We start from the raw sequence: 21,362 nt of genomic DNA, 5'->3' as shown, positions 1-21,362 counted from the left end.
AATCCTTATACACAAATAACTTCTTTCGTTTTTGACGTTGTTCGAGCTGAAGTTCCAAAACTTCGTTTAGATGATGTTTTCGAGAAGAAAGATGATATTGCGGTTGCTGTAAAAAGTGAATTGCAAGAAGCAATGAATTCATATGGTTACGAAATTGTCAAAACATTGGTAACCGATATCGATCCAGATGAGCAAGTAAAGCATGCGATGAATCGTATTAATGCTGCCGAACGAGAAAAATTAGCTGCACAATATGAAGGTGATGCAGCTCGTATTTTGATTGTTGAGAAAGCAAGAGCCGAAGCAGAGTCAAAACGTTTGCAAGGACAAGGTATTGCAGATCAGCGTCGCGAAATTGCAAAAGGTTTATTGGAATCTGTAGATGTTTTGAATGGAGCAGGAATTACGTCGCAAGAAGCTTCTGCGTTAATTGTGGTGACGCAACATTATGATACCTTGCAAGCAATTGGAGAAAAATCTGGAAGCAAATTAGTTTTGTTACCAAATTCACCAACTGCCGCCTCGGAAATGCTGAATACAATGGTTACTTCCTTTACAGCTGCACATGAACTGAATGAGCATCAAATAACAAAAGAAGATAATCCAACTCAACGAAAAAATAAACCAAATACAGGAGATTCGTTTACTTTTCCAGAACATCCTTAGAAGATCATTATATCAAGTATTTTCTTAATATTATATGAAAGTCAAATCCACTAAAAAAAGAAACTTAAATAAGTGTTATTTTTTGTTTTTGGTAACCGTTTTAATGACTTTTTCGTTATATGGACAATCTAATAAAACAATTAATCAGGATTCTATCAATCAATCAAAATTATATGATGAGTTTAGAATTGATTTTGATAAATATGAAAAACAATATGGTCATTATATTCAGACAGATAATGTGAAAATGCATTATTTAGAGTGGGGAAATCCTAAAAATCCTACTCTTATTTGGATTCATGGAACTTATAGTAATAGTTATGAACTTTATGAAATTATTGATAATCTTGTCAAAATGAATTTGCATGTCATTGCAATAGATTATTATGGACATGGTTTTACTGAGATTCCTAAAAAAGATGTAAGTATCTATCATGTTGTTGATGATATAAAATTCTTGATGGATAAAAAGAGTATTAAACAAGCTATTATTGGTGGTTGGTCGAGAGGAGGTACAATAAGTTCTGCATTTTATGATGCATATCCAAAATCTGTACAAGCATTGATTTTAGAAGATGGTGGCTCAGTTGCTTGGGATTTTAATGAAAAAGTGGCTAATATTGTCAAGAGTATTGAAGAGGCAAATCAGTATTATGCAAATAAAAAATCATTGATTTTCGATTCAGAATTTGACGCTTATTGGTACATTTATAATAATTGGGGAGTAAGAGGAAAACAAGATGAAAAACTTAAAAAAGAAATTTTCATTTTGTATGCAAGAATTAAAAAGAATAATCAAAACAAATTTGAAATAAATCCAGGTGCTGAAGAGCTTACAGGAGAAAATTCTGCTGAAGAAAACATTTCAATTATTTATACTCCTTTTACTTCAAAAACAGCTTTTGGAGCTTCAACACATCAATTAAATCCTAAAATTATTTACAGAAATTTAGATAAACCTATGTTAATTTTTGATCCGATAAATGATCAAGATTGGTTTGATTTTAAAGCTGAAAATGAAAAACTAACCAATGAACATAAAGCTTATATTACGCACAAAGTTTATGAAAAAACATGGCATGGAGTAAAAGATGAAAGACCGAAAGACGTTTTAAATGATATAAAGTCTTTTTTACAATCTAATAAAATAATTAAGAAAAACTAAATATCGTAATGGCAATTAACGATTTAAATCATCAATATGTTATTGCAACTGAATTTAAACTAAAATAAAAATAAAAGCCACTTCGATGAAGTGGCTTTCTAATATCTCAATACTTATATCTAAAATCTAAGTCTATCCAACTTGAACGCCGTTTGGCGTTTCTTCTTCAGGATTTACAAATGTTAATTTTCCGTCTACTTTATCAGCGAATAATAACATTCCGTTCGATTCGATTCCACGAATTTTACGAGGCGCTAAATTTGCTAAAACCATTGCTTGTTTACCAATGATTTCTTCTAATGTAAAATGTTCTGCAATACCAGAAACAATTGTACGAACATCCATTCCTGTATCAACTTTTAGTTCGAATAATTTGTCTGCTTTTTCAACTTTTTTCGCTTCTAAAATAGTTCCGATACGGATATCCATTTTTTGGAAATCATCAAAAGAAATCAATTCTTTTTGAGGTTCTGCATTTGGATTTGTCATATTATTTTTGACTTTACTTTCGTTTAATTTATTGATTTGTGCTTCGATTGCTTCGTCCTCAATTTTTGCAAAAATTAATTCAGACTGTCCCAATTGATGTCCAGCTTTTACAAATTCGTCAGTTGATTCTAAATCGTCCCAACTCATTTTTTCTACATTCATCATAGCCAAAATTTTCTCAGAAGCGAATGGAATAAATGGTTCTCCCAATTGTCCTAATGCAGCAGCAATTTGCGTTGCAGTGTACATAATTCCTTTCACAGCTTCAGGATCATCACCTTTTTTCCAAGGTTCTTGCGCTTGTAAAAATTGATTTCCAAGACGAGCCAAATTCATATATTCTGTCAATGCAGCACGGAATTCATATTTCTCTAAATGATCACCAATGCGTTTTGCAAAATATTTGATTTCAGTTAATTCTTCAAATTCAATTGTTTTTGCAGGAACAATTCCTTCGTAATATTTGTGAGAAAGAACCATTACGCGGTTGATAAAGTTTCCTAAAATTCCAACTAATTCAGAATTATTTTTAGTTTGGAAATCTTTCCACGTAAAGTTATTGTCTTTATTTTCAGGCATATTCGCCGTTAACACATAACGTAATGTATCTTGTTGATTTGGAAAATCTTCTAAATATTCGTGTGCCCAAACTGCCCAATTACGAGAAGTTGATATTTTATCATCTTCTAAATTCAAGAATTCGTTTGCAGGAACATTGTCTGGCATAATGTAATCGCCATGCGCTTTCATCATAGTTGGGAAAATGATACAGTGGAAAACGATATTGTCCTTTCCGATGAAATGAACCAATTTTGTTTCTTCATTTTGCCAATAATCTTTCCAATTTTTACCGTTTTTCTCTGCCCATTCTTGCGTGAAAGAAATGTAACCAATCGGTGCATCGAACCAAACATACATTACTTTTCCTTCAGCACCTTCTACTGGAACAGGAATTCCCCAGTTCAAATCGCGTGTCATTGCACGAGGTTTCAAACCATCGTCTAACCAAGATTTTACTTGACCATAAACACTCGATTTCCAATCATTTTTGTGACCTTCTAAAATCCATTTTGATAAGAAATCTTGGTACTGATCTAATGGCAAATACCAGTTTTTAGTTTCTTTTCTGATTGGTGTATTTCCAGATAAAGCAGAACGAGGGTTAATCAATTCTTCTGGACTTAATGTTGATCCACATTTTTCACATTGATCTCCATAAGCATCTGTGTTTCCACATTTCGGACATTCACCACGAATGTATCGATCTGCTAAAAATTCGTGCGCATCTTCGTCATAAAATTGTTCCGTAACATCTTCTGTAAACTTGTTGTTGTTATATAACGTTTTGAAGAAATCTTGTGCAACTTCTCTGTGTTTATCTGATGTTGTACGAGAATAAATATCGAATGTCACACCAAAATTTGTCAATGTATTTTTGATATTTTCGTGGTAACGATCAACAATGTCTTGAGGTGTAACGCCTTCTTTTTTGGCACGAATTGTAATTGGAATACCATGTTCATCAGAACCTCCAATAAATGCTACATCTTTTCCTTTTCTTCGTAAAAAACGTGCATAAATATCAGAAGGAACGTAAACACCTGCCATGTGACCAATATGCAATGGTCCGTTAGCATAAGGTAAAGCCGCTGTAATTGTATATCTTTTTGGTTGACTCATTTGCTTAAAAACTATAAACGACAAAGATACGATTTGTTGTTTGTTTTGTTAAAACCTTTTTCTAATTTTATAAGGTTAATTAATTTATGATGGAATGAATATTAGAAAAGAGGAGAAGAGAGATTATGAACAAGTTTTTAAATTGATTGAAAAGGCATTTGAAAATGAAGAATATAGTGATCATCGTGAACAATTTTTAGTAGAGCGATTACGAGATTCTGATGGTTTTGTACCTGAATTGTCTTTGGTATTTGAAATGAATGAGATGATTGTTGGTTATATTTTATTGACAAAAATTAAAATTAATCATTCGGATTCTTCTTACGATTCTTTAGCACTTGCTCCTGTAGCGGTTTTACCTAATTATCAAGGAAATGGAATTGGTGGTCATTTAATAGCATTTGCTCATAATAAAGCGAAAGAATTAGGTTTTGAATCTGTTATTTTATTAGGTCATCCAACTTATTATCCTAAATTTGGTTACAGAAAAGCATCTGATTTTGATATTCAGTTACCTTTTGATGTTCCAGATGAGAACTGCATGGCAATTGAGTTGATTGAAGAAGCTCTAAAAAATGTGAATGGAATGGTAGAATATCCGAAAGAATTCTATCAATAAAAAATATTTCCTATGGAAGAAAACGCTGTTGTAACGCCAGATGAGGTGGTAACTGATACAATTACGAACTTATTTACGTATGTTAATTATTTTTTAGTTGCAGCGCTTGTTGTGTTGTTAACCTATATGACGATTCGAGACTATAAGAAAAAACAACGCGAAAAGAAATTGGCACAAGAGCGTGAAGCGTACAACAATCAGTTTGATAACGAAGACGAAAAAGAGGAATTATAACTAATAAAAATAGCCACTCAATTTTGAGTGGCTATTTTGTTTATATCAATTTAATTATTGACCTTCTTCATCAGGAATTTCATAGTTTTCGCCTACGCTTTCACTACCACTTCCTTCGATAATTGGACCTGGATCATACATTTCATCATATTGATGGAATCCGTATGTATTCGAACAATCCCAATGTTTTTCAATGTCTTTAGGTTTGTCAAATTTATCTCCAACTGTTACCCCAAATTTACCTCCTTCTTTGTAAACGCCTTGCATATAATAAGCCCAAATTGGCATAGCTGTATTGGCTCCTTGCCCTGTGGCTGTACTCGCAAAGTGAGCAAATCGGTCTTCTGCACCAACCCAAACTCCAGTAACTAAATTTGGTGTTAATCCCATAAACCAACCATCAGAGTTTTCGTTTGTTGTACCTGTTTTACCAGCAATTTCGGCAGTCATTCCGTAGCGATTTCTTAATCTCGCACCAGAACCTCTGTCTATAACACCTTTCATCAAATCAATCATAGTGTACGCTACGTTTTCATTAACAACTTCTCGTGTTTGAGGTGTATAATCTTTGATAACTTTTCCTTGTTTATCTTCTATTCTTAAGATTAATTGGGGTTTAATGTAAATACCACCATTAGCAAAAGCACTCATCGCACCAACCATTTCATATAAAGATAAGTCAGCAGAACCTAATGCAATTGTAGGATCTTTTACGATAGGAGATTCAACTCCAAGGTCCCGAGCCATTTGAATTACAGGTTCTTCACCTGTTTGCATAATCAAACGGGCAGCGACAATATTTGTTGAATAAGCTAATGCAGTTCTTAAATCTTGAGATCCACCATATTTACCGTTAGCATTTCGAGGAGACCATTTTCCTGGTATTCTCTCATTAGAAACGGTATGACAAGGTGTTAATCCTAATTGGTTAATAGCTGTTGCATAAACAAACGGTTTGAACGTAGAACCTACTTGACGACGTGCTTGTTTTACGTGGTCAAATTTGAAATAATTCCAATCGATTCCTCCAACCCAAGCTTTGATTGTTCCATCTTTTGGATCCATTGACATCAAACCAGCTTGTAAAATATGTTTGTGATATTCGATTGAATCCATCAATGTTTTCCCTTTTTTGTACTGAATTCCGTTCCATGTAAAGAACTGAACAGAGTCGCGAGGTGTATTGAAAACAGTTTCAATTTCAGCTTCAGATTTTCCTTCGGCTTTCATCTTTTTGTATAAATCTGTACGAGCCATTGCTTGCTTAAAGATTTGTGTTCTTTTTGCAGCAGAAATATTATAAAATGGTGCTAAACTACGTCCACGTTGCTCTCCAAAGAATTGATCTTGTAAAACTTTTAATTGTTTTTTAACCGCTTCTTCAGCTAAATTTTGCATTCTTGAGTCTAACGTTACATAGATTTTTAAACCATCTTTTTCAAGGTTATAAGATTTTCCTGTTTCTTTCTCATAATCAACCATCCATTGTTGAATTTCCTTTCTCAAAGCAGATTTGAAATATGCTGAATGTGATTCATCATGTTTCATAATATCTTGTTTATCTGTAACCAAAGGCGCATTTTGCGCGGCTTCTCCTTCAGCTTGAGAAATTTTGTTGTATTTCATCATTTGCTTTAAGACAAGATTTCTTTGCTTTTTAGAAACTTCAGGATATTTTACAGGATTATACGCAACAGGATTTTGAAACATCGAAACCAATGTTGCAGCTTCATCTAAATTTAATTCTTTCGTTGTTTTGTTGAAATAAACTTTAGAAGCAGATTCAATTCCTTTTGCATTATAAATAAAGTCGAACTTATTGAAATACATTGCAATAATTTCTTCTTTTGTGTACAATTTTTCTAACTGAACAGAAGTTACCCATTCTTTTAATTTCTGTAAAACACGTTTTACTTTATTAGAAGAAGGATCTTTTGTGTACAATTGTTTTGCTAACTGCTGTGTAATTGTAGAACCACCTCCAGATTCTCCTCCAGAAGTAATTGCACGAGCTGCTGCTTTTATGTCTACACCTGAGTGATCAAAGAAACGAACGTCCTCTTTTGCTAACAATGCGTCAACTAAATGTGGAGGTAAATCTTTGTAATCGACTGGTGTTCTGCGTTCTGCTTCGAAACGATCTAACAAAACACCATCAGAAGAAATAATTTCTGATGAAACATAAATATCAGGATTTTCTAAATCGCGTACATTGGGAATTTCACCTAACCATCCGTTAGATGTAGCCCAAAAGATTCCGAAAATTCCTAATACGGCACAAAAAAACAGTACCCAAATGGTAACGATTATTTTTTTGGCTAATGAAAAGCTATTGAACTTCTTTTTTGCTTTAGAAGTTGTGCTTGTTTTAGAATTTTTATTGTTTTCCATTCTGTATTATTCAGCTTTATCAACAATCAAACTAATGTCTTCGATTCCTTTCAAATTTTTTGTTCGCATACCTTGCCAAACTTTTAGTTGATAGCGACCAGAGTCTTTTATTGGTAAATTTTCGCGATAAACCAACATCATTTCTTTTGTTGTCATTCCTTTACCAATCCAGCTTCCATCGGGATTTGCAATATAATACTGTAAAGTATCAATCATTTCATTTCCTTTAGGATCGATGAATTTCGTGAACAAATATAAGTTACTATATTCATACGACGTATTATTTCTTAACACAAATCCAATGTTAACAGCCGAAGGTTTAGGATCTTTTACATCAAACGTAAAGGTTTGAGGTTGATTATTCTTCCATTCGTCTTTCACATCTTTTGTGTCTTGATAATAATGTTTAGCCTCGCAACTAAACAATAAAAAGACTAAAATAAAAAGCAAACTACTGTTGCGTATCATCTGGTTTTGGCCCACGATTAAATCTTTTTTTATTTCGATTCTTCGATTTATTTGGATTCGGTTGAGAATTATTTGCTTGATTCTCGTCCTTAGTTTTCGGTTTTTGCTCAGCATTTTGATTATTTTGCTGAGGTTGTTTTTTTGGTTGTTGAGTTGACTGATTAGCCTGATTTGTTTGATTATTTTGTTGGCTATTATTGCTCGGATTATTCGGTTTTCGCTTTTGTTGATTGCGATTGCGATTATTTCCTTGCGGCTTTTGCTGATCAGTATTTGGTTGAGCTTGTTGCTCTTTCGCTTGAGTTGGCTGTTGCTTCTCTTTTGGCTGATTTTGTTGTTGCTGATTCTGATTAGGATTCGAATTTTTGTTCGGTCTATTTTGATTATTCTTTTTAGACTGATTTGGATTCTTTCCTTGTTTATTTTCAGGACGATTTGCTTTATCTTTCGTCTCGTTAGGCTGTTTTTGTTTTGCCTTCTGAGGTTTCAGATTATTAGCATTCGCCGCAACTTTTTCGTTTCCAGAATTTTGATTATTCTTAATTCTTTTACGTTTTTTGTTCTGTTTTTCTTTACGTTCAAAACGTTCTAAAGAATCTTCACCAATTACATCTGTAAAATCTGGTTTCGATTCTTCTACATTTTTAGCTAAATCCTCTAAAGGTTCAGTTTTTTGACCTTTTGCAGTGATTGCTAAAAACTCTTGAATATCGTCTACCGAAAATTTGTACCAAACAATTCCGCCTTTGTCATAAGCAAACCACATTTCTTTCTTGAAAACGTCGATTTTAACACAATGTGCCCAACCTTTTTCAGTCTCGAAACGGCTTTCCATTGATGGAAAACTATTTAATGCATCTAAATATGAATCCAATTCAAAATTTAAACAACATTTTAATTTACCACATTGTCCAGCTAACTTTTGCGAGTTAATTGACAATTGTTGATAACGTGCTGCAGCAGTGCTCACAGAGCGGAAATCTGTTAACCAAGTAGAACAACATAATTCGCGTCCACAAGATCCAATTCCACCAACTTTTGCTGCTTCTTGACGATATCCGATTTGTTTCATTTCAATTCTTACGCCAAATTTCCCAGCGTATTCTTTGATTAGTTGTCTGAAATCTACACGTCCTTCTGCTGTATAATAAAATGTAACTTTCGCTCCATCTCCTTGGTACTCAACATCACAAATTTTCATTTCCAAATTAAGGTTTTTCGCCATAATTCGAGAATCAACCATTGTTTGTTTTTCTCTATCACGAAACTCTACCCAAGTTTCTATATCTTTTTGGTTCGCTTTGCGATAAACCTTCTTGACATCTTCCGCAGTCCACGAAAGATTCTTTTTTTTCATCTGGATTCTAACAAGCTCACCCGTAAGTGTAACAACCCCAATATCATGACCAGGTGTTCCTTCAACAGCGATTACATCGCCAATATTTAGAGATATGTTGTTTTCGTTTTTATAATAAAACTTTCGATCGTTTTTGAAACGAACTTCCACAAAATTGAACTTTTCTTGTCCATTTGGAAGTTGCATATTCGATAACCAATCAAAAACTGATAATTTTCCACAACCATCAGTGCCACAAGCACCATTATTGTTACATCCTTTCGGAAGGCCATTAGAAGTTCCACAAGATCCACATCCCATGCTTCTATAATTTTTTTAAATGACAACACAAAGGTATGAAAATATTTTTCTGAATTTGTGAAATCATTTCGGTTATGAAATTGATTTTAAATTGAATCAAAAACTTCTGAAAATGAATAGGTTTGATCTAATCTAACCCCTTTTTCTGTTAATTTTAACGTAGCTAATTCGTTGACATGGTCATGTTCAAAAAACAAAATATATTCATTTTCGACTGCTTTTTGTAAAAACGTTCCTTTTTCTTCAACTGTTATTAAAGGTCGTGTATCAAACCCAATTACATAAATTAATGGAATATGCCCTACAGTTGGGATTAAATCTGCGATATAAACTATTTTTTTGCTTTTATATGTAATGATTGGTAACATTTGCTTTTCGGTATGTCCATCCACAAATAAAATATCAAAACCAAGTGGAGAATTTTCTAAAATTGATCCATTTTGAGGCAAATCAATCAAATTAAGTTGTCCACTTTCTTGTAGAGGTAAAATATTTTCTTTCAGGAAAGACGCTTTTTCACGTGGATTTGGATTTACTGCCCAATCCCAATGATTCGCATTCGACCAAAATTTTGCGTTTTTGAATGAAGCTTCTAAATAATCTTTCTCTTTGTTGTATTGAATTGCGCCACCACAATGATCAAAATGCAAATGCGTCAAGAAAATATCTGTAATATCATCGCGATGAAAACCATGTTTGGCTAAAGAGTTATCTAAAGTAGCATCGCCCCATAAATAATAAAAACCAAAGAATTTTGCATCTTGTTTAGTTCCGATTCCTGTATCAATCAATATTAATCGTTTACCATCTTCGATTAATAGACATCTCATCGCAAGGTCGATTAAATTTCTATCATCAGCAGGATTGGTTTTATTCCAAATCGATTTTGGTACAATTCCGAACATGGCACTGCCATCTAATTTAAAATTTCCTGTTTCTATTGTATATAATTTCATTTTTATGTGGTTTTATTTTGTTGAATTTTCGTTTTACGAAGATAAAAAATAGAATATTATTTAAAATAAATATCTATTATAGAATTGAACGACTTAAATTTGCAAAAATTTTGATACAATGGCAAAAGAAGTTCGTGTAAGATTTGCGCCAAGTCCAACAGGTGCGTTACACATCGGAGGAGTCCGTACTGCGTTATACAATTATCTTTTCGCAAAACATAATAACGGAAAATTCTTATTAAGAATAGAGGATACAGACCAAACACGTTATGTGGAAGGTGCTGAACAATATATTATCGATTCGTTGAAATGGTTAGGCTTAACTCCTGATGAAGGTGTTGGTTTTGGTGGAGATTTAGGTTCTTACCGTCAATCAGAGCGTAAAGAAATCTACAAACAATATGTAGACGAATTATTAGCTTCTGGAAATGCATATTATGCGTTTGATACAGCAGAAGAATTAGATGCTGCGCGTGTAAAAGCAGAAGAAAATAAAGAAACATTTATTTATAACTGGTCGACAAGAGGAAAGTTAAAAAACTCTTTATCGTTGACGGAAGATGAAACAAAAGCTTTAATTGGGAATGGAACTCCTTATGTAATTCGTTTCAAAATTGATGATTCTCGTACAGTTTTATTGGATGATATGATTCGTGGAAAAATAACGATTGATGCATCAACTTTAGATGATAAAGTTTTGTTTAAATCTGATGGAATGCCAACGTATCACTTAGCTAATATTGTGGACGATCATTTGATGGGAATTTCTCACGTAATTCGTGGAGAAGAATGGTTGCCATCAATGGCTTTGCACGAATTATTGTATGATGCATTTGGTTGGGAAGCTCCTCGTTTCGCACATTTACCATTAATCTTGAAACCAGAAGGAAAAGGAAAATTAAGCAAACGTGATGGGGACAAACACGGGTTTCCCGTTTTTCCAATGGAATGGAAAACAGAAGAAGGAATTGCAAAAGGATATAAACAAGAAGGTTATTTCCCAGATGCAGTATTGAATATGTTGGCTTTATTAGGATGGAATTCTGGAACAGATCAAGAGATTTTTACAATGGAAGAATTGATTCAATTATTTTCATTAGAAAAAGTTTCAAAATCGGGTGCACGTTTTTCTCCGGAAAAAGCAACTTGGTTCAATCATCAATATTTACAACAAAAATCTGTTGAAGAATTATTACCATCTTTCGAAGAAGTTTTAAAAGAAAACGAAATTGAAGCGAATCCAGCTTTAGATGCAAAAGTGGTTGAATTGTTAAAAGAAAGAGCAAACTTTGTAAAAGATATTTTTGAACAAGGTCAATTCTTTTATATAGCTCCTTCTACTTACGATGAAAAAGCAGCTAAAAAAGCGTGGAAAGATGATTCGAAAGAGATTTTAGGAAAATTTGTTGAAGTTTTAAATTCATCAGAATTTACTTCAGAAGTTTTACACGATGCGATGGCAGAATTTGTTACAACGCAAGAAATTGGATTTGGAAAAATCGGAATGCCTTTACGTCTTAGTTTAGTTGGTGCATTACAAGGACCAGATGTTCCTGTAATTATGGCAACTTTAGGAAAAGATGAAACAATCGCACGTATTAACAAAGCGATTGAAGTTTTAGGATAAAATTATTTCTATCATAAATAAGAAAGCCATTTGCATTGCAAATGGCCTTTCTGTTATAAATTGATTTTAACTTCGTTTAATTGATTAAGTTCTTCTTGAGAGAATATTCGATAATTGACTTTAAATGTTTTGCCAAGCGGAACTTCTAACGAAAAACCACCTGCGCCAATTGCATCAATAACATCTAATTCGAAATGAGCATGTTTCCAATATTCGAACAAATCTTTGTCAATCCAAAATTCAACTCCATCAATTTCTCCAATGCAAACATCTTTGTATCGAAGATAAAATTCTCCTTTTCTGAAACATTGCGGTTGCGTTCCTTCACAGCAACCTCCTGCTTGATAAAGCATTAAATCGCCATGTTTTGCTTTTAATTCATTCAATAAATTAATCGCTTTTTCTGTTGCATCAACACGTTTCATTTTTTGAGATTTTTAATTAATTATTGATTTAGAAGAAACCTAATTTCTTTTTGCTGTAAGAAACTAACATGTTTTTAGTTTGACGATAATGATCTAACATCATTTTGTGGTTTTCACGTCCGATACCAGATTGTTTATAACCTCCGAAAGGCGCTCCAGCAGGATAACTATGATATTGATTAACCCAAACACGACCAGCCTGAATAGCACGTGGAACTTGGTACAATTGATGTGCATCACGCGTCCAAACACCAGCTCCTAAGCCATAAATAGTGTCATTAGCAAGCTCAATAGCTTCTGCTTCATCTTTGAAAGTTGTCACAGCTAACACAGGTCCAAAAATCTCTTCTTGGAAGATACGCATCTTGTTATTTCCTTTAAATAAAGTTGGTTTGATGTAATAACCTGTTTCGCATTCACCTTGTAAATGATTAGCGTCACCACCAGTTAAAACTTCTGCACCTTCTTCTTTTCCTAATTTAATATAACTTAAAATTTTGTCATACTGAATTTGAGAAGCTTGCGCACCAATCATTGTTTCAGGATCAAGAGGATTTCCTGCTTTAATCATATTTACACGTTCTACAACTCGCGCAATAAACTTATCATAAATAGATTCTTGAATCAATAATCGCGAAGGACACGTACAAATTTCACCTTGATTTAAAGCAAATAATACAGCTCCTTCAATCGCTTTGTCTAAGAAATCATCATCATGATCCATTACAGATTCGAAGAATACGTTTGGCGATTTTCCACCTAATTCTAACGTAACTGGAATAATATTTTCTGTTGCATATTGCATCACGAAACGTCCTGTAGCTGTAGATCCTGTAAACGCAGCTTTCGATACTTTAGGATTTGTCACCAATGCGCGACCTAATTCTCCACCAAAACCATTTACAATGTTAACAACTCCTGGAGGTAATAAATCTCCAATTAATTCGAATAAATATAAAATCGAGATAGGAGTAGATTCAGCAGGTTTTAAAACCACACAGTTTCCAGCAGCCAAAGCTGGAGCTAATTTCCAAACCGCCATCAAAATTGGGAAGTTCCAAGGAATAATTTGCGCAACAACACCAATTGGCTCGTGGATAATAATTGAAACTGTATCTTTATCTAATTCGTTGATAGAACCTTCCTCAGCACGAATTACCGAAGCAAAATATCTGAAATGATCGATTGCTAAAGGAATATCAGCATTCAATGTTTCACGAACTGGTTTTCCGTTATCGTAGGTTTCTACAGCCGCAACATTTTGTAGATTTTCTTCGATTCTATCTGCAATTTTATTCAAAATAATGCTTCGTTGTGTTGGCGAAGTTTGACTCCAACTTTTGAAAGCTTCGTGAGCAGCATCTACCGCTTTTGCTAAATCTTCTTCTGAAGAATGCGCAGCTTTTGTAAAAACTTTTCCAGTAAGTGGTGTTACAACATCAAAGTATTTTCCGTTTGTAGGTGGCGTAAATTGACCATTGATGTAATTGTCATAATGATCTTTGAATGTAGGTACATTAACTAAGTTTCCCATTTTATTAAAATTTTTGTGAATTGAATTTTCTCTAATTTATTCAAATTTGTTCAATAATTATGTTTAGAAAAAGTTAATTCTATTTGGTATAAAATTTGTATATTTGGCATCCGTCAATTATTTATTGACAATTTACTTTATGGGGCTGACTGGTTTTGACAGCAGGGCCAATGGGTAAGTAAGCATGCAGTGATAGGTTGTGTACTCACTTTAATCAGGCACTTCAACTTTTTAACTGGCAACGAAGAGTACGCTTTAGCTGCATAATTCTGAATTTTAGTAAGAATACGCCACGTCTATACTAGGTATAGAAGCTGAATGTCCCTCAAAAGCCTTGACTTACGGCGTTTGATACAGGGACACGGGAAAGTAAGAATAGAAACCTTAGTGCATCGGATAGGTTTTGAGATTTTAGATGATAAGCGGATGACAGAGTGTTTATTCTCAGGATTTCGTCGAAAATTAATAATAAACTAAGCATGTAGAAAGCTTATTTGTTGCTTGTTTGGACGCGGGTTCGAATCCCGCCAGCTCCACAAATCTCCTTTAAAAAGTTTTAAAGGAGGTTTTTTTATTAAGAAAACTAAGGTTCCCAAATAATACGTGTCATCACATCAAGGTTGGTTCCTGTATGTTTGGTGATAGAAACTCCAGTAACCAAACCAATCATTAAATTGTGTTGAATAGCCAATCTAATTTGAGGTCTTAAAGTATAATGAAATCCATCGCGGTCAATATCCATATTATTTTCAAGTCCAATAAAGTTTTTCGAATTTGGTAAAACATACATCATACTTGCATTTATAGTTGCTCCAACATCTACTTTTTGCTCTTTATAATGATGTTCAAAAATAGGACCTGTATAGATTAACGTGTTGAAATTTTTAAAATTCTTTGCTCCAATAAAAACAGGATTCATTTTCATACCCGTAAATACAGAACCTTGATGTCCTAATTCTTTAAAATTATTAAACTCAAATTCATGAACATAAGCTACAGCCAAAGACATTTTTTGTTTTTCATTTACTAAAAAAGTATATTGAGTTGCTAATTTTAAACCTTCAATTTTATTGTTCGGAACATAAATAGAGCCATCGTTATTATCGCTTTTGTGATTAAAAGAAAAAGGTACTTCAACCTCCAATCCCAAACGATCTGCAACAGCCCATTCATACTCAATAAAACCATTATATTCATTATATCCTTTTTTTGAGGTCACTCCAAATCCTACATTTATCTCAGCTTCTCCTTTTCGTGCGCCCAAATCACGCATCAAATCTGTATAGAGAGGTTCTGCATGTTCAACTTTAGGTTTTAATGTTTTTTGTTGAGGTTGAATGGTGATAATTGAATCATTTTTCGTCTGAGCTATCGTAGTAATTGTTAAGAAAGTGCTTGTAATTATTGTTAAGAAAAATTTCATTTGTTTATTATTTTGAGACAAAGGACAAAGAAGATTTAGGAAGAAATTAGGAATTGAAGTTTTACCCCTTTAAAAATCTAACCTATTAAATTTTGAAGTTTTTTGATACTTATCATTTTAAGAATAATAAAAACTATCTTATCTTAGTCGATGAATTAACACCACATTTAAGACAATCAAACAATTATGAGTTCCTACGAATATTATAACTTTCCGATACAGTTGATAAACGGTTTTTTAGATGATTCTAAAAAAGTTTTGATTGATATTTCACATTATTGTATTTATAGAGTTTTTATAGATAATTTCGAGAAATATTCGGGTTCTTTTACAGGTTATCAGAAGGCTTGTGATGATTTTGGAATCGAATTTAAAAATGTTGCAGCAGCTTATCAAAATGGTAAAGATTTGTATGAAGCAACAATAGATAAAAGTCCGATGGTTGGAATGACTTCTGAAATGTATTGGGATTATATGACCAATGAAAAATCTGAATTTGAAAAGGTTTTACTGCTTGGGGATCTTGCTTTTAAAAGCATTTTAGGTGCAAAATCATATATAAAATTGGATAATAAATATTGGTTTAGCCGAATGAATGGTTCTGTAAAATCAATTGCGAAAGAAGAAATTTCTCCAAAACTTCAACGTTATTTGAACGAATATCAAACCAAAAAGATTAAGAATCAATTAATTGCTGGTTGGGGATTAGCTTCATATTCAAGATATAATCGCGGATTTTATGTGAGTTATAAAATGACATTAGATGATTTGGCTTATCATGCAGAAAAGATTAGAAAATCTACACAAGATAAAAAGATCAAAAATGATGTAAAATCAGCTCACGAAAAAGCATTAGAGAGATTGGAGAAGGAAGGTCAATAGTGTATATATTTTATAGAACAAAAAACCTGAAGATTAACTTCAGGTTTTTATTTTATTTACGTTTAAAAAGGTTTTTAAAAAATCCACCTTTATTATGGTTTTCTCCATAACCATAGCCATAACCATAGCCATAACCTTTTGTAAAGTCAACATCATTAATAACCATAGCCATATTCTTAAGTCTATTTTCTCTATATAAATCTCTTGGAATTGCTAGCATACGTTTATCTAAGTAGTTGGCACGAACTACGTACATTGTAATATCTGCATCGTCTGAAATTAATAGTGTATCAGTTACTAAACTTACAGGAGCTGTATCAACTATTACATAATCATAATGTTCCTTTCCATATTTAATAATATCATCAAATCGTCCATTCATTAATAATTCGGATGGATTAGGTGCTATTTGACCTGAATAAATAACATCGAATTTATAATGTGCAGGTTTTTTTATGATAATATCATCAATATTAACATCATTAGAAATTAAATATTCAGTTACACCATATTTATGTATATATTGATCAGAAATACCTAAATAATCTAATACTTTTGGACTTCGAATATCAGCTCCGATTAACAATACTGATTTTCCAGACATTGTTAAAATCTGAGTTAAGTTAGTTGATATAAATGATTTTCCTTCTCCACTAGTTGTAGATGTAATATAAATACATTGAGGATCTGTTGAGTTCTTTAATAAGAAATTTACATTTGTTCTTAAGATTCGGAAAGCTTCAGCAGCACTTGAGTTATCATTATTTTCTAATATAGAAATATTACTTTTCGGTACTTGTCCTGCGATAGGTGCTCCTACGGCATTTTCTACATCTTCTTTTGAATTAACTGTATTATTTAATAATTTGTATATATAAATTATTATAAAAGGTATTATAAGACCTACAATAAGCGCTCCTAAAAATATAATACTTTTTTTAGGGGAAACAGGTTCTTTTATACCATAAGCATAATCAATTACTTTAATATTTTCTGGTGTTGCAGCAGCTTTTATTTCATTTTCTTCTCTTTTCTGAAGTAAGAATAAATATAAAGCCTCTACAATTTGTTGTTGGCGAGATATATCTCTAAAACCACGCTCTTGACTAGGTACTTTTTTAATTTTTCCAGCAATTTGATTTTGCTTTCCTTGTATTGTATTTAAAATAGTTTGTGTGTTATTTCTATATAATTTTAAACTATTCTTCAGGTTTCTTTTTACATCATTTATTTGCTCTTGTAATTTAATAACATTTGGATGTTCATTTGTTACAGATTTTAACATATCTTCTTTAGCTAGGACTAGTTCGTTGTATGAAGATATTTCTGATGAAATAGATTTATCTTCTAAACCAATATTTGAAGGAAGTAAATCTGTACGAGACGTATTAAGAGCTCCATTCATATATTCAACTAATTGTAGTTGTGTAGAAGCATCTAATAATTTCTTTTCATTATCAGCAGCACTCTCTAAAAAAATATTTGCTTCAGAGGTAACATCTGTAATATTATTACTTTGTTTATATTGTTCTAATTGTTTGTCAACACCATCTAAATCGCCACTAACAATAGCTAACCTTGAATCAATAAACTTAGATGTAGCTTCAGTTAATTTATGGTTATCGCCTACAATATCTTTGTTGTAATTAATAATTAAATCATTAATTACTTTTTTAGAAATCTCAGGAACAGGACCTACTAATGAGAAGTTAATAATTTTAGAACTTTTTTCACTGTTAGGATCTATAGCAAGTTTCTTTTGGTAATTATCTACAGTCTTATCAATAGAATTTAAAACAATCAGATATTCATTATCAATTGATTTAGCTAAGTTTTTATTAGGACTGATAACAAAACTTCCAATCTTATCATTTATTTTTTGTCCAAAAGAATATTCCTTTTCTGTAGAAGTTGTTTTGTTTGTTAAAATAAATTTTGTTGTAGATTTTATTTGAACAATAAATTTAGCTTCTAAATCTTCATTGGTTTTATCAGCTTCGTTTAGAAAAATAATTTTAATAGGAGATTTCTCTTGAGTTAATTCAACTTCAGCTACACGACCTTTACTAAAATATTGAATATTTAAATTATTTTCTTCTACAACCTTAGTAATTAGTCGTTTTGATTTTAAAACATCAATTTGATCACCAACTTCAGCATTTGTTGAAGATCCCCCTCCAAGCATAGCTTGATCCATTAAACCAGCTAATTCACCTGTTGCAGATTCTTTCTCATTTAATAATATTTTAGCTGAAACTTGATATTGTTTCTGAGTATATTTAACATATAAAAAGGCTAAGGTTAAAGAAATAATAACTCCAAATACAAACCATTTCCAGTAATAAAGATATTGTTCTAAAATTTGTCTGATATTAATCGTTTCTTCAGACTCATCGAAGTATTGGTCTTCTAGGTTATTTTTATTTGTACTCATTTTTATTTAGAAATAACAGCAATTACAGATATTATAACACCAGCAACAGATATCCATAATGAATAGTTTGGTGTAAATTTAGATGATGAAATTTTAGCATTATTTGGTTCTACATAAATAACATCATTTTGGGCTAAATAATAAACAGGAGAGTTTAGTATTTCTTTGGATGTTAAATCGACGTTATATGTTTGTTTTTGTCCATTTTGTTCACGAATAACCATAATATTATTTCTAACACCATTAATAGTTAAATCACCAGCCATACCTAAAGCATCAAGTATACTTACTCTTTCGCTTGGAATTGTAAAATTACCAGGTTTAGCAACTTCTCCTAAAACGCTAATTCTAAAATTTGTAAAATTAATATTTACCCCAGGATTAACGATATATTTTGAGATTTTTGCTTTTAATTCATTTTCAGCTTCTGTTCTAGTTAATCCACCTACTTTCACATTACCAATTAACGGATAGTTGATATAACCATTTTCATCAACAGTATAAACCTTCGCATAAGGATTATTTTGCACCCCAGAATTTACTTGATAAACACTTTGTTGATTAAAAGGTTCTGTAGCTTTTATATCAGCAGCACTTACACTGATTGCTAGCATATCAGAAGATTGAATTTTAGGAATATATTCTTCGTATTTCGTAGTAGATTGTTGATCTCCTTGAAAGTAGACTAATTCTTTTTTTGATGCACAAGAAGAAATAGTGAGTATAACTATTACAATTAAAAGATTAAAAATTTTATTTTTCATAAATTAAGTTATCAAGTTTTTCAAATTCTGAGTTTTGAGATTTAAATTCTGGTACAATCTCTTTTATTTTAGCCACTAAATGCATGACTTGCTCATGTTTTTCTATGGTTGAAGACATTAAGCATAGTTCTTCAATTAGTTTTTTATTGTCTTGACATTTGTTTGTATTAACTTTTGCTATCATTATTTTTTCATGATGGGTCTTTACTGTATTTTCATCATTAGCCAATAACTCTTCATAGATTTTTTCACCTGGACGCAAACCTACAATTTTTATATCAATTTCTTCAGGATATTTAAAGCCACTTAATCTAATCATCCTTTTAGCAAGATCAATAATTTTCATTGATTCGCCCATGTCGAATACAAAAATCTCACCACCTTTTCCCATAATAGCCGCTTCTAATACTAATTGGCAGGCCTCTGGAATAGTCATGAAAAAACGTGTAATATCGGGATGTGTTACTGTCAAAGGACCTCCGTTTTCTAATTGACGTTTGAATAAAGGTATTACAGAACCATTAGATCCTAAGACATTGCCAAATCGAGTAACAATATAATTTGTTTTAGATTTTTCATTTGTACAATTTACATAAATTTCTGCCACACGTTTGGTTGCTCCCATCACGTTAGTCGGATTAACCGCTTTATCTGTTGAAACCATAACAAATTTTTCGGCACCAAATTCATTCGCTAAATCAGCAATAATTTTTGTTCCATAAATATTTGTATTAATTGCTTCATATGGAAATCTTTCCATTAAAGGAACATGTTTATATGCAGCTGCATGAAAAATAATTTGCGGATGATATTTATCAAAAAGGCTTAACATTCGTTTTCGATCTCTTACACTCGAAACGATATAATCTATTCTATTTTGTTTTTCTTCAGAAATTTCATTTTTTAAAGACTGTTGAACATCATATAGAGCCGATTCTGCCTGATCAATCAAAATTAGTTGAGCAAAATCCATCATAGCAAGTTGCCTTGAAATTTCACTTCCTATAGAACCTGCAGCACCAGTAACAAGTATTACCTTACCTTGTACATTTTCATTAATAATAGGGTTTTTCAACTTAATTGATTCACGACCTAATAAATCTTCAATTTTTAATTGTTTGATTTGAGCAGGCTTGTATGTACCATCAATCCAATTAGAAATAGGTGGAATTATTTTTATGTTTACATTCAAATCTTCTAATGATTTGGATAGATTTAATAATTGATTCGTTTTAATATTTTGAATAGAAATAATAATTTCTGAAATATCATTTCGTTCAATGAATTTATTATCAATATCATTTATAGAATAAATTTTAACACCATCTATAAATGTTCCAATTTTAGAAGGTTTATCATCAATAAAACCTACAACTTTATAATTAAACTGAGTATCATTTTGTAAAATATCTCGAGTAATTAATCCTGAATCTCCTGCACCGTAAATTAATATTTTTTGTTGTTCCTTATTTTTTGAGAAAAAATAATTATAAATCCATTTATAATATAATCTGGCAATAACCATTATTACTGTTGAAATAAATAAATGGACAAAGATAACAGAGTAAGACATTCTGAAAACATATGAAACAGGAGTGTTCTCCGAAAGATTAGATTCAATGAATTGTCTATAGATAAAAGAGATGAAGAAAAGAATCAGAAAAGCCGTAGTATTAGATACAAATACATTTTCAGCATCTTTTAACCCCGTTTTTTTTACAATTCCCTTATATGTTTTGAAGTATAGGAAACATAGAGTATATGCTGCTACAACAAATGGTAATTTAAATAATAATTTTTCTAAACTAAAAGAATTTAGAAAACTATTAAGTATAAAATTGGTTATTACATAGCTAAAGAAAACAATAAGTATGTCTAGCACTAATACTACCCATCTAGGAGCATTAAAGTGTTGGTTAAAAGGATTCAATATTTTAGTAATTTAAGT

17 protein-coding genes and 1 other RNA gene are annotated in these 21,362 nt (G+C 31.9%); 7 read left to right on the top strand and 11 right to left on the bottom strand.

Annotation, left to right across the window (positions count from 1 at the left end; genetic code table 11):
• Both B2X73_RS00695 and B2X73_RS00690 read left to right on the top strand, forming a co-directional pair.
• The coding region (locus B2X73_RS00695; protein ID WP_291095460.1) for an SPFH domain-containing protein at positions 1-666 on the top strand (666 nt) is incomplete at its 5' end.
• Positions 667-769: 103 nt separating this feature from the next.
• Positions 770-1,831, top strand: coding sequence for an alpha/beta fold hydrolase (locus B2X73_RS00690; RefSeq protein ID WP_286495033.1), 1,062 nt, complete (start codon positions 770-772; stop codon positions 1,829-1,831).
• Positions 1,832-1,963: 132 nt separating this feature from the next.
• Here B2X73_RS00690 and metG read toward each other — a convergent pair whose 3' ends face one another.
• Positions 1,964-4,000 carry a methionine--tRNA ligase gene (gene metG / locus B2X73_RS00685; RefSeq protein WP_286495032.1) on the bottom strand — a complete coding sequence of 679 codons (2,037 nt, stop codon included), beginning with the start codon at positions 3,998-4,000 and terminating at the stop codon, positions 1,964-1,966.
• Between the two features lie 94 nt (positions 4,001-4,094).
• On the opposite strand from metG, the gene B2X73_RS00680 reads away from it, so the two are divergent.
• Both B2X73_RS00680 and B2X73_RS00675 read left to right on the top strand, forming a co-directional pair.
• A complete protein-coding gene (locus B2X73_RS00680; RefSeq protein ID WP_291046737.1) occupies positions 4,095-4,619 on the top strand; it encodes a GNAT family N-acetyltransferase in 525 nt (174 codons plus the stop codon).
• Positions 4,620-4,631: 12 nt separating this feature from the next.
• Positions 4,632-4,853, top strand: a complete 222-nt coding sequence (locus tag B2X73_RS00675; protein WP_291046735.1) for a hypothetical protein — start codon at positions 4,632-4,634, stop codon at positions 4,851-4,853.
• A 54-nt stretch (positions 4,854-4,907) separates the two neighbouring features.
• Here B2X73_RS00675 and B2X73_RS00670 read toward each other — a convergent pair whose 3' ends face one another.
• The 4 genes from B2X73_RS00670 to B2X73_RS00655 all read right to left on the bottom strand — a co-directional run bounded on the left by B2X73_RS00670 (position 4,908) and on the right by B2X73_RS00655 (position 10,325).
• Positions 4,908-7,244: a transglycosylase domain-containing protein gene (locus B2X73_RS00670; RefSeq protein WP_291046733.1), complete on the bottom strand. Its 2,337-nt coding sequence runs from the start codon at positions 7,242-7,244 to the stop codon at positions 4,908-4,910.
• Positions 7,245-7,250: 6 nt separating this feature from the next.
• A complete protein-coding gene (locus tag B2X73_RS00665; protein WP_221854739.1) occupies positions 7,251-7,712 on the bottom strand; it encodes a gliding motility lipoprotein GldH in 462 nt (153 codons plus the stop codon).
• Positions 7,696-9,369 (bottom strand): PSP1 domain-containing protein, encoded by a 1,674-nt coding sequence (locus B2X73_RS00660; RefSeq protein WP_221854738.1) that lies wholly within the window; start codon positions 9,367-9,369, stop codon positions 7,696-7,698. Before B2X73_RS00660 ends, B2X73_RS00665 begins: the two co-directional genes overlap by 17 nt.
• Positions 9,370-9,455: 86 nt before the next feature.
• On the bottom strand, positions 9,456-10,325 hold the full coding sequence (locus B2X73_RS00655; RefSeq protein ID WP_291095458.1) for an MBL fold metallo-hydrolase: 870 nt from the start codon (positions 10,323-10,325) through the stop codon (positions 9,456-9,458).
• A 118-nt stretch (positions 10,326-10,443) separates the two neighbouring features.
• On the opposite strand from B2X73_RS00655, the gene gltX reads away from it, so the two are divergent.
• Complete coding sequence (gene gltX, locus B2X73_RS00650; RefSeq protein ID WP_291095456.1) at positions 10,444-11,952, top strand: glutamate--tRNA ligase; 1,509 nt, start codon at positions 10,444-10,446, stop codon at positions 11,950-11,952.
• Between the two features lie 53 nt (positions 11,953-12,005).
• Here gltX and B2X73_RS00645 read toward each other — a convergent pair whose 3' ends face one another.
• Both B2X73_RS00645 and B2X73_RS00640 read right to left on the bottom strand, forming a co-directional pair.
• Positions 12,006-12,377, bottom strand: coding sequence for a DUF779 domain-containing protein (locus B2X73_RS00645; RefSeq protein ID WP_291095454.1), 372 nt, complete (start codon positions 12,375-12,377; stop codon positions 12,006-12,008).
• Between the two features lie 28 nt (positions 12,378-12,405).
• A complete protein-coding gene (locus B2X73_RS00640) occupies positions 12,406-13,911 on the bottom strand; it encodes an aldehyde dehydrogenase family protein (RefSeq protein ID WP_221854736.1) in 1,506 nt (501 codons plus the stop codon).
• Between the two features lie 141 nt (positions 13,912-14,052).
• Here B2X73_RS00640 and ssrA point away from each other — a divergent pair.
• Positions 14,053-14,450: a transfer-messenger RNA gene (gene ssrA / locus B2X73_RS00635) on the top strand.
• A 44-nt stretch (positions 14,451-14,494) separates the two neighbouring features.
• On the opposite strand, the gene B2X73_RS00630 is transcribed toward ssrA, so the two are convergent.
• Positions 14,495-15,334 carry an HAEPLYID family protein gene (locus B2X73_RS00630; RefSeq protein ID WP_038336266.1) on the bottom strand — a complete coding sequence of 280 codons (840 nt, stop codon included), beginning with the start codon at positions 15,332-15,334 and terminating at the stop codon, positions 14,495-14,497.
• A 186-nt stretch (positions 15,335-15,520) separates the two neighbouring features.
• Between B2X73_RS00630 and B2X73_RS00625 the strand changes: the two genes are divergently transcribed.
• Positions 15,521-16,216: a hypothetical protein gene (locus tag B2X73_RS00625; RefSeq protein ID WP_219034502.1), complete on the top strand. Its 696-nt coding sequence runs from the start codon at positions 15,521-15,523 to the stop codon at positions 16,214-16,216.
• A gap of 52 nt (positions 16,217-16,268) precedes the next feature.
• On the opposite strand, the gene B2X73_RS00620 is transcribed toward B2X73_RS00625, so the two are convergent.
• Genes B2X73_RS00620 through B2X73_RS00610 form a run of 3 tightly spaced genes read right to left on the bottom strand, consistent with a single transcriptional unit; the run spans position 16,269 to position 21,344 of the window.
• Complete coding sequence (locus B2X73_RS00620) at positions 16,269-18,650, bottom strand: GumC family protein (RefSeq protein WP_286494994.1); 2,382 nt, start codon at positions 18,648-18,650, stop codon at positions 16,269-16,271.
• A 2-nt stretch (positions 18,651-18,652) separates the two neighbouring features.
• Entirely contained in the window at positions 18,653-19,414 is a 762-nt protein-coding gene (locus B2X73_RS00615) for a polysaccharide biosynthesis/export family protein (RefSeq protein ID WP_125348880.1), read from the bottom strand.
• Positions 19,404-21,344, bottom strand: a complete 1,941-nt coding sequence (locus tag B2X73_RS00610; RefSeq protein ID WP_286494991.1) for a polysaccharide biosynthesis protein — start codon at positions 21,342-21,344, stop codon at positions 19,404-19,406. The genes B2X73_RS00615 and B2X73_RS00610 overlap by 11 nt, the downstream gene beginning before the upstream one ends.
• Positions 21,345-21,362: the final 18 nt, after the last annotated feature.

This window comes from Empedobacter sp. UBA7252 (assembly GCF_002472765.1).
In the GTDB taxonomy this organism is placed as follows: Bacteria; Bacteroidota; Bacteroidia; order Flavobacteriales; family Weeksellaceae; genus Empedobacter; species Empedobacter falsenii_B.
The sequence above is the reverse complement of the archived record's forward strand: the minus strand, read 5'-3'. Positions and strand labels throughout refer to the sequence as shown.

Bases quoted from the DNA above. Each gene is read 5' to 3' on its own strand.
- B2X73_RS00655 (WP_291095458.1), bottom strand. From the start codon at position 10,325: ATGAAATTATATACAATAGAAACAGGAAATTTTAAATTAGATGGCAGT.
- metG (WP_286495032.1), bottom strand. From the start codon at position 4,000: ATGAGTCAACCAAAAAGATATACAATTACAGCGGCTTTACCTTATGCT.
- B2X73_RS00670 (WP_291046733.1), bottom strand. From the start codon at position 7,244: ATGGAAAACAATAAAAATTCTAAAACAAGCACAACTTCTAAAGCAAAA.
- B2X73_RS00665 (WP_221854739.1), bottom strand. From the start codon at position 7,712: ATGATACGCAACAGTAGTTTGCTTTTTATTTTAGTCTTTTTATTGTTT.
- B2X73_RS00630 (WP_038336266.1), bottom strand. From the start codon at position 15,334: ATGAAATTTTTCTTAACAATAATTACAAGCACTTTCTTAACAATTACT.
- B2X73_RS00615 (WP_125348880.1), bottom strand. From the start codon at position 19,414: ATGAAAAATAAAATTTTTAATCTTTTAATTGTAATAGTTATACTCACT.
- B2X73_RS00620 (WP_286494994.1), bottom strand. From the start codon at position 18,650: ATGAGTACAAATAAAAATAACCTAGAAGACCAATACTTCGATGAGTCT.
- gltX (WP_291095456.1), top strand. From the start codon at position 10,444: ATGGCAAAAGAAGTTCGTGTAAGATTTGCGCCAAGTCCAACAGGTGCG.
- B2X73_RS00690 (WP_286495033.1), top strand. From the start codon at position 770: ATGACTTTTTCGTTATATGGACAATCTAATAAAACAATTAATCAGGAT.
- B2X73_RS00640 (WP_221854736.1), bottom strand. From the start codon at position 13,911: ATGGGAAACTTAGTTAATGTACCTACATTCAAAGATCATTATGACAAT.
- B2X73_RS00680 (WP_291046737.1), top strand. From the start codon at position 4,095: ATGAATATTAGAAAAGAGGAGAAGAGAGATTATGAACAAGTTTTTAAA.
- B2X73_RS00625 (WP_219034502.1), top strand. From the start codon at position 15,521: ATGAGTTCCTACGAATATTATAACTTTCCGATACAGTTGATAAACGGT.
- B2X73_RS00660 (WP_221854738.1), bottom strand. From the start codon at position 9,369: ATGGGATGTGGATCTTGTGGAACTTCTAATGGCCTTCCGAAAGGATGT.
- B2X73_RS00645 (WP_291095454.1), bottom strand. From the start codon at position 12,377: ATGAAACGTGTTGATGCAACAGAAAAAGCGATTAATTTATTGAATGAA.
- B2X73_RS00675 (WP_291046735.1), top strand. From the start codon at position 4,632: ATGGAAGAAAACGCTGTTGTAACGCCAGATGAGGTGGTAACTGATACA.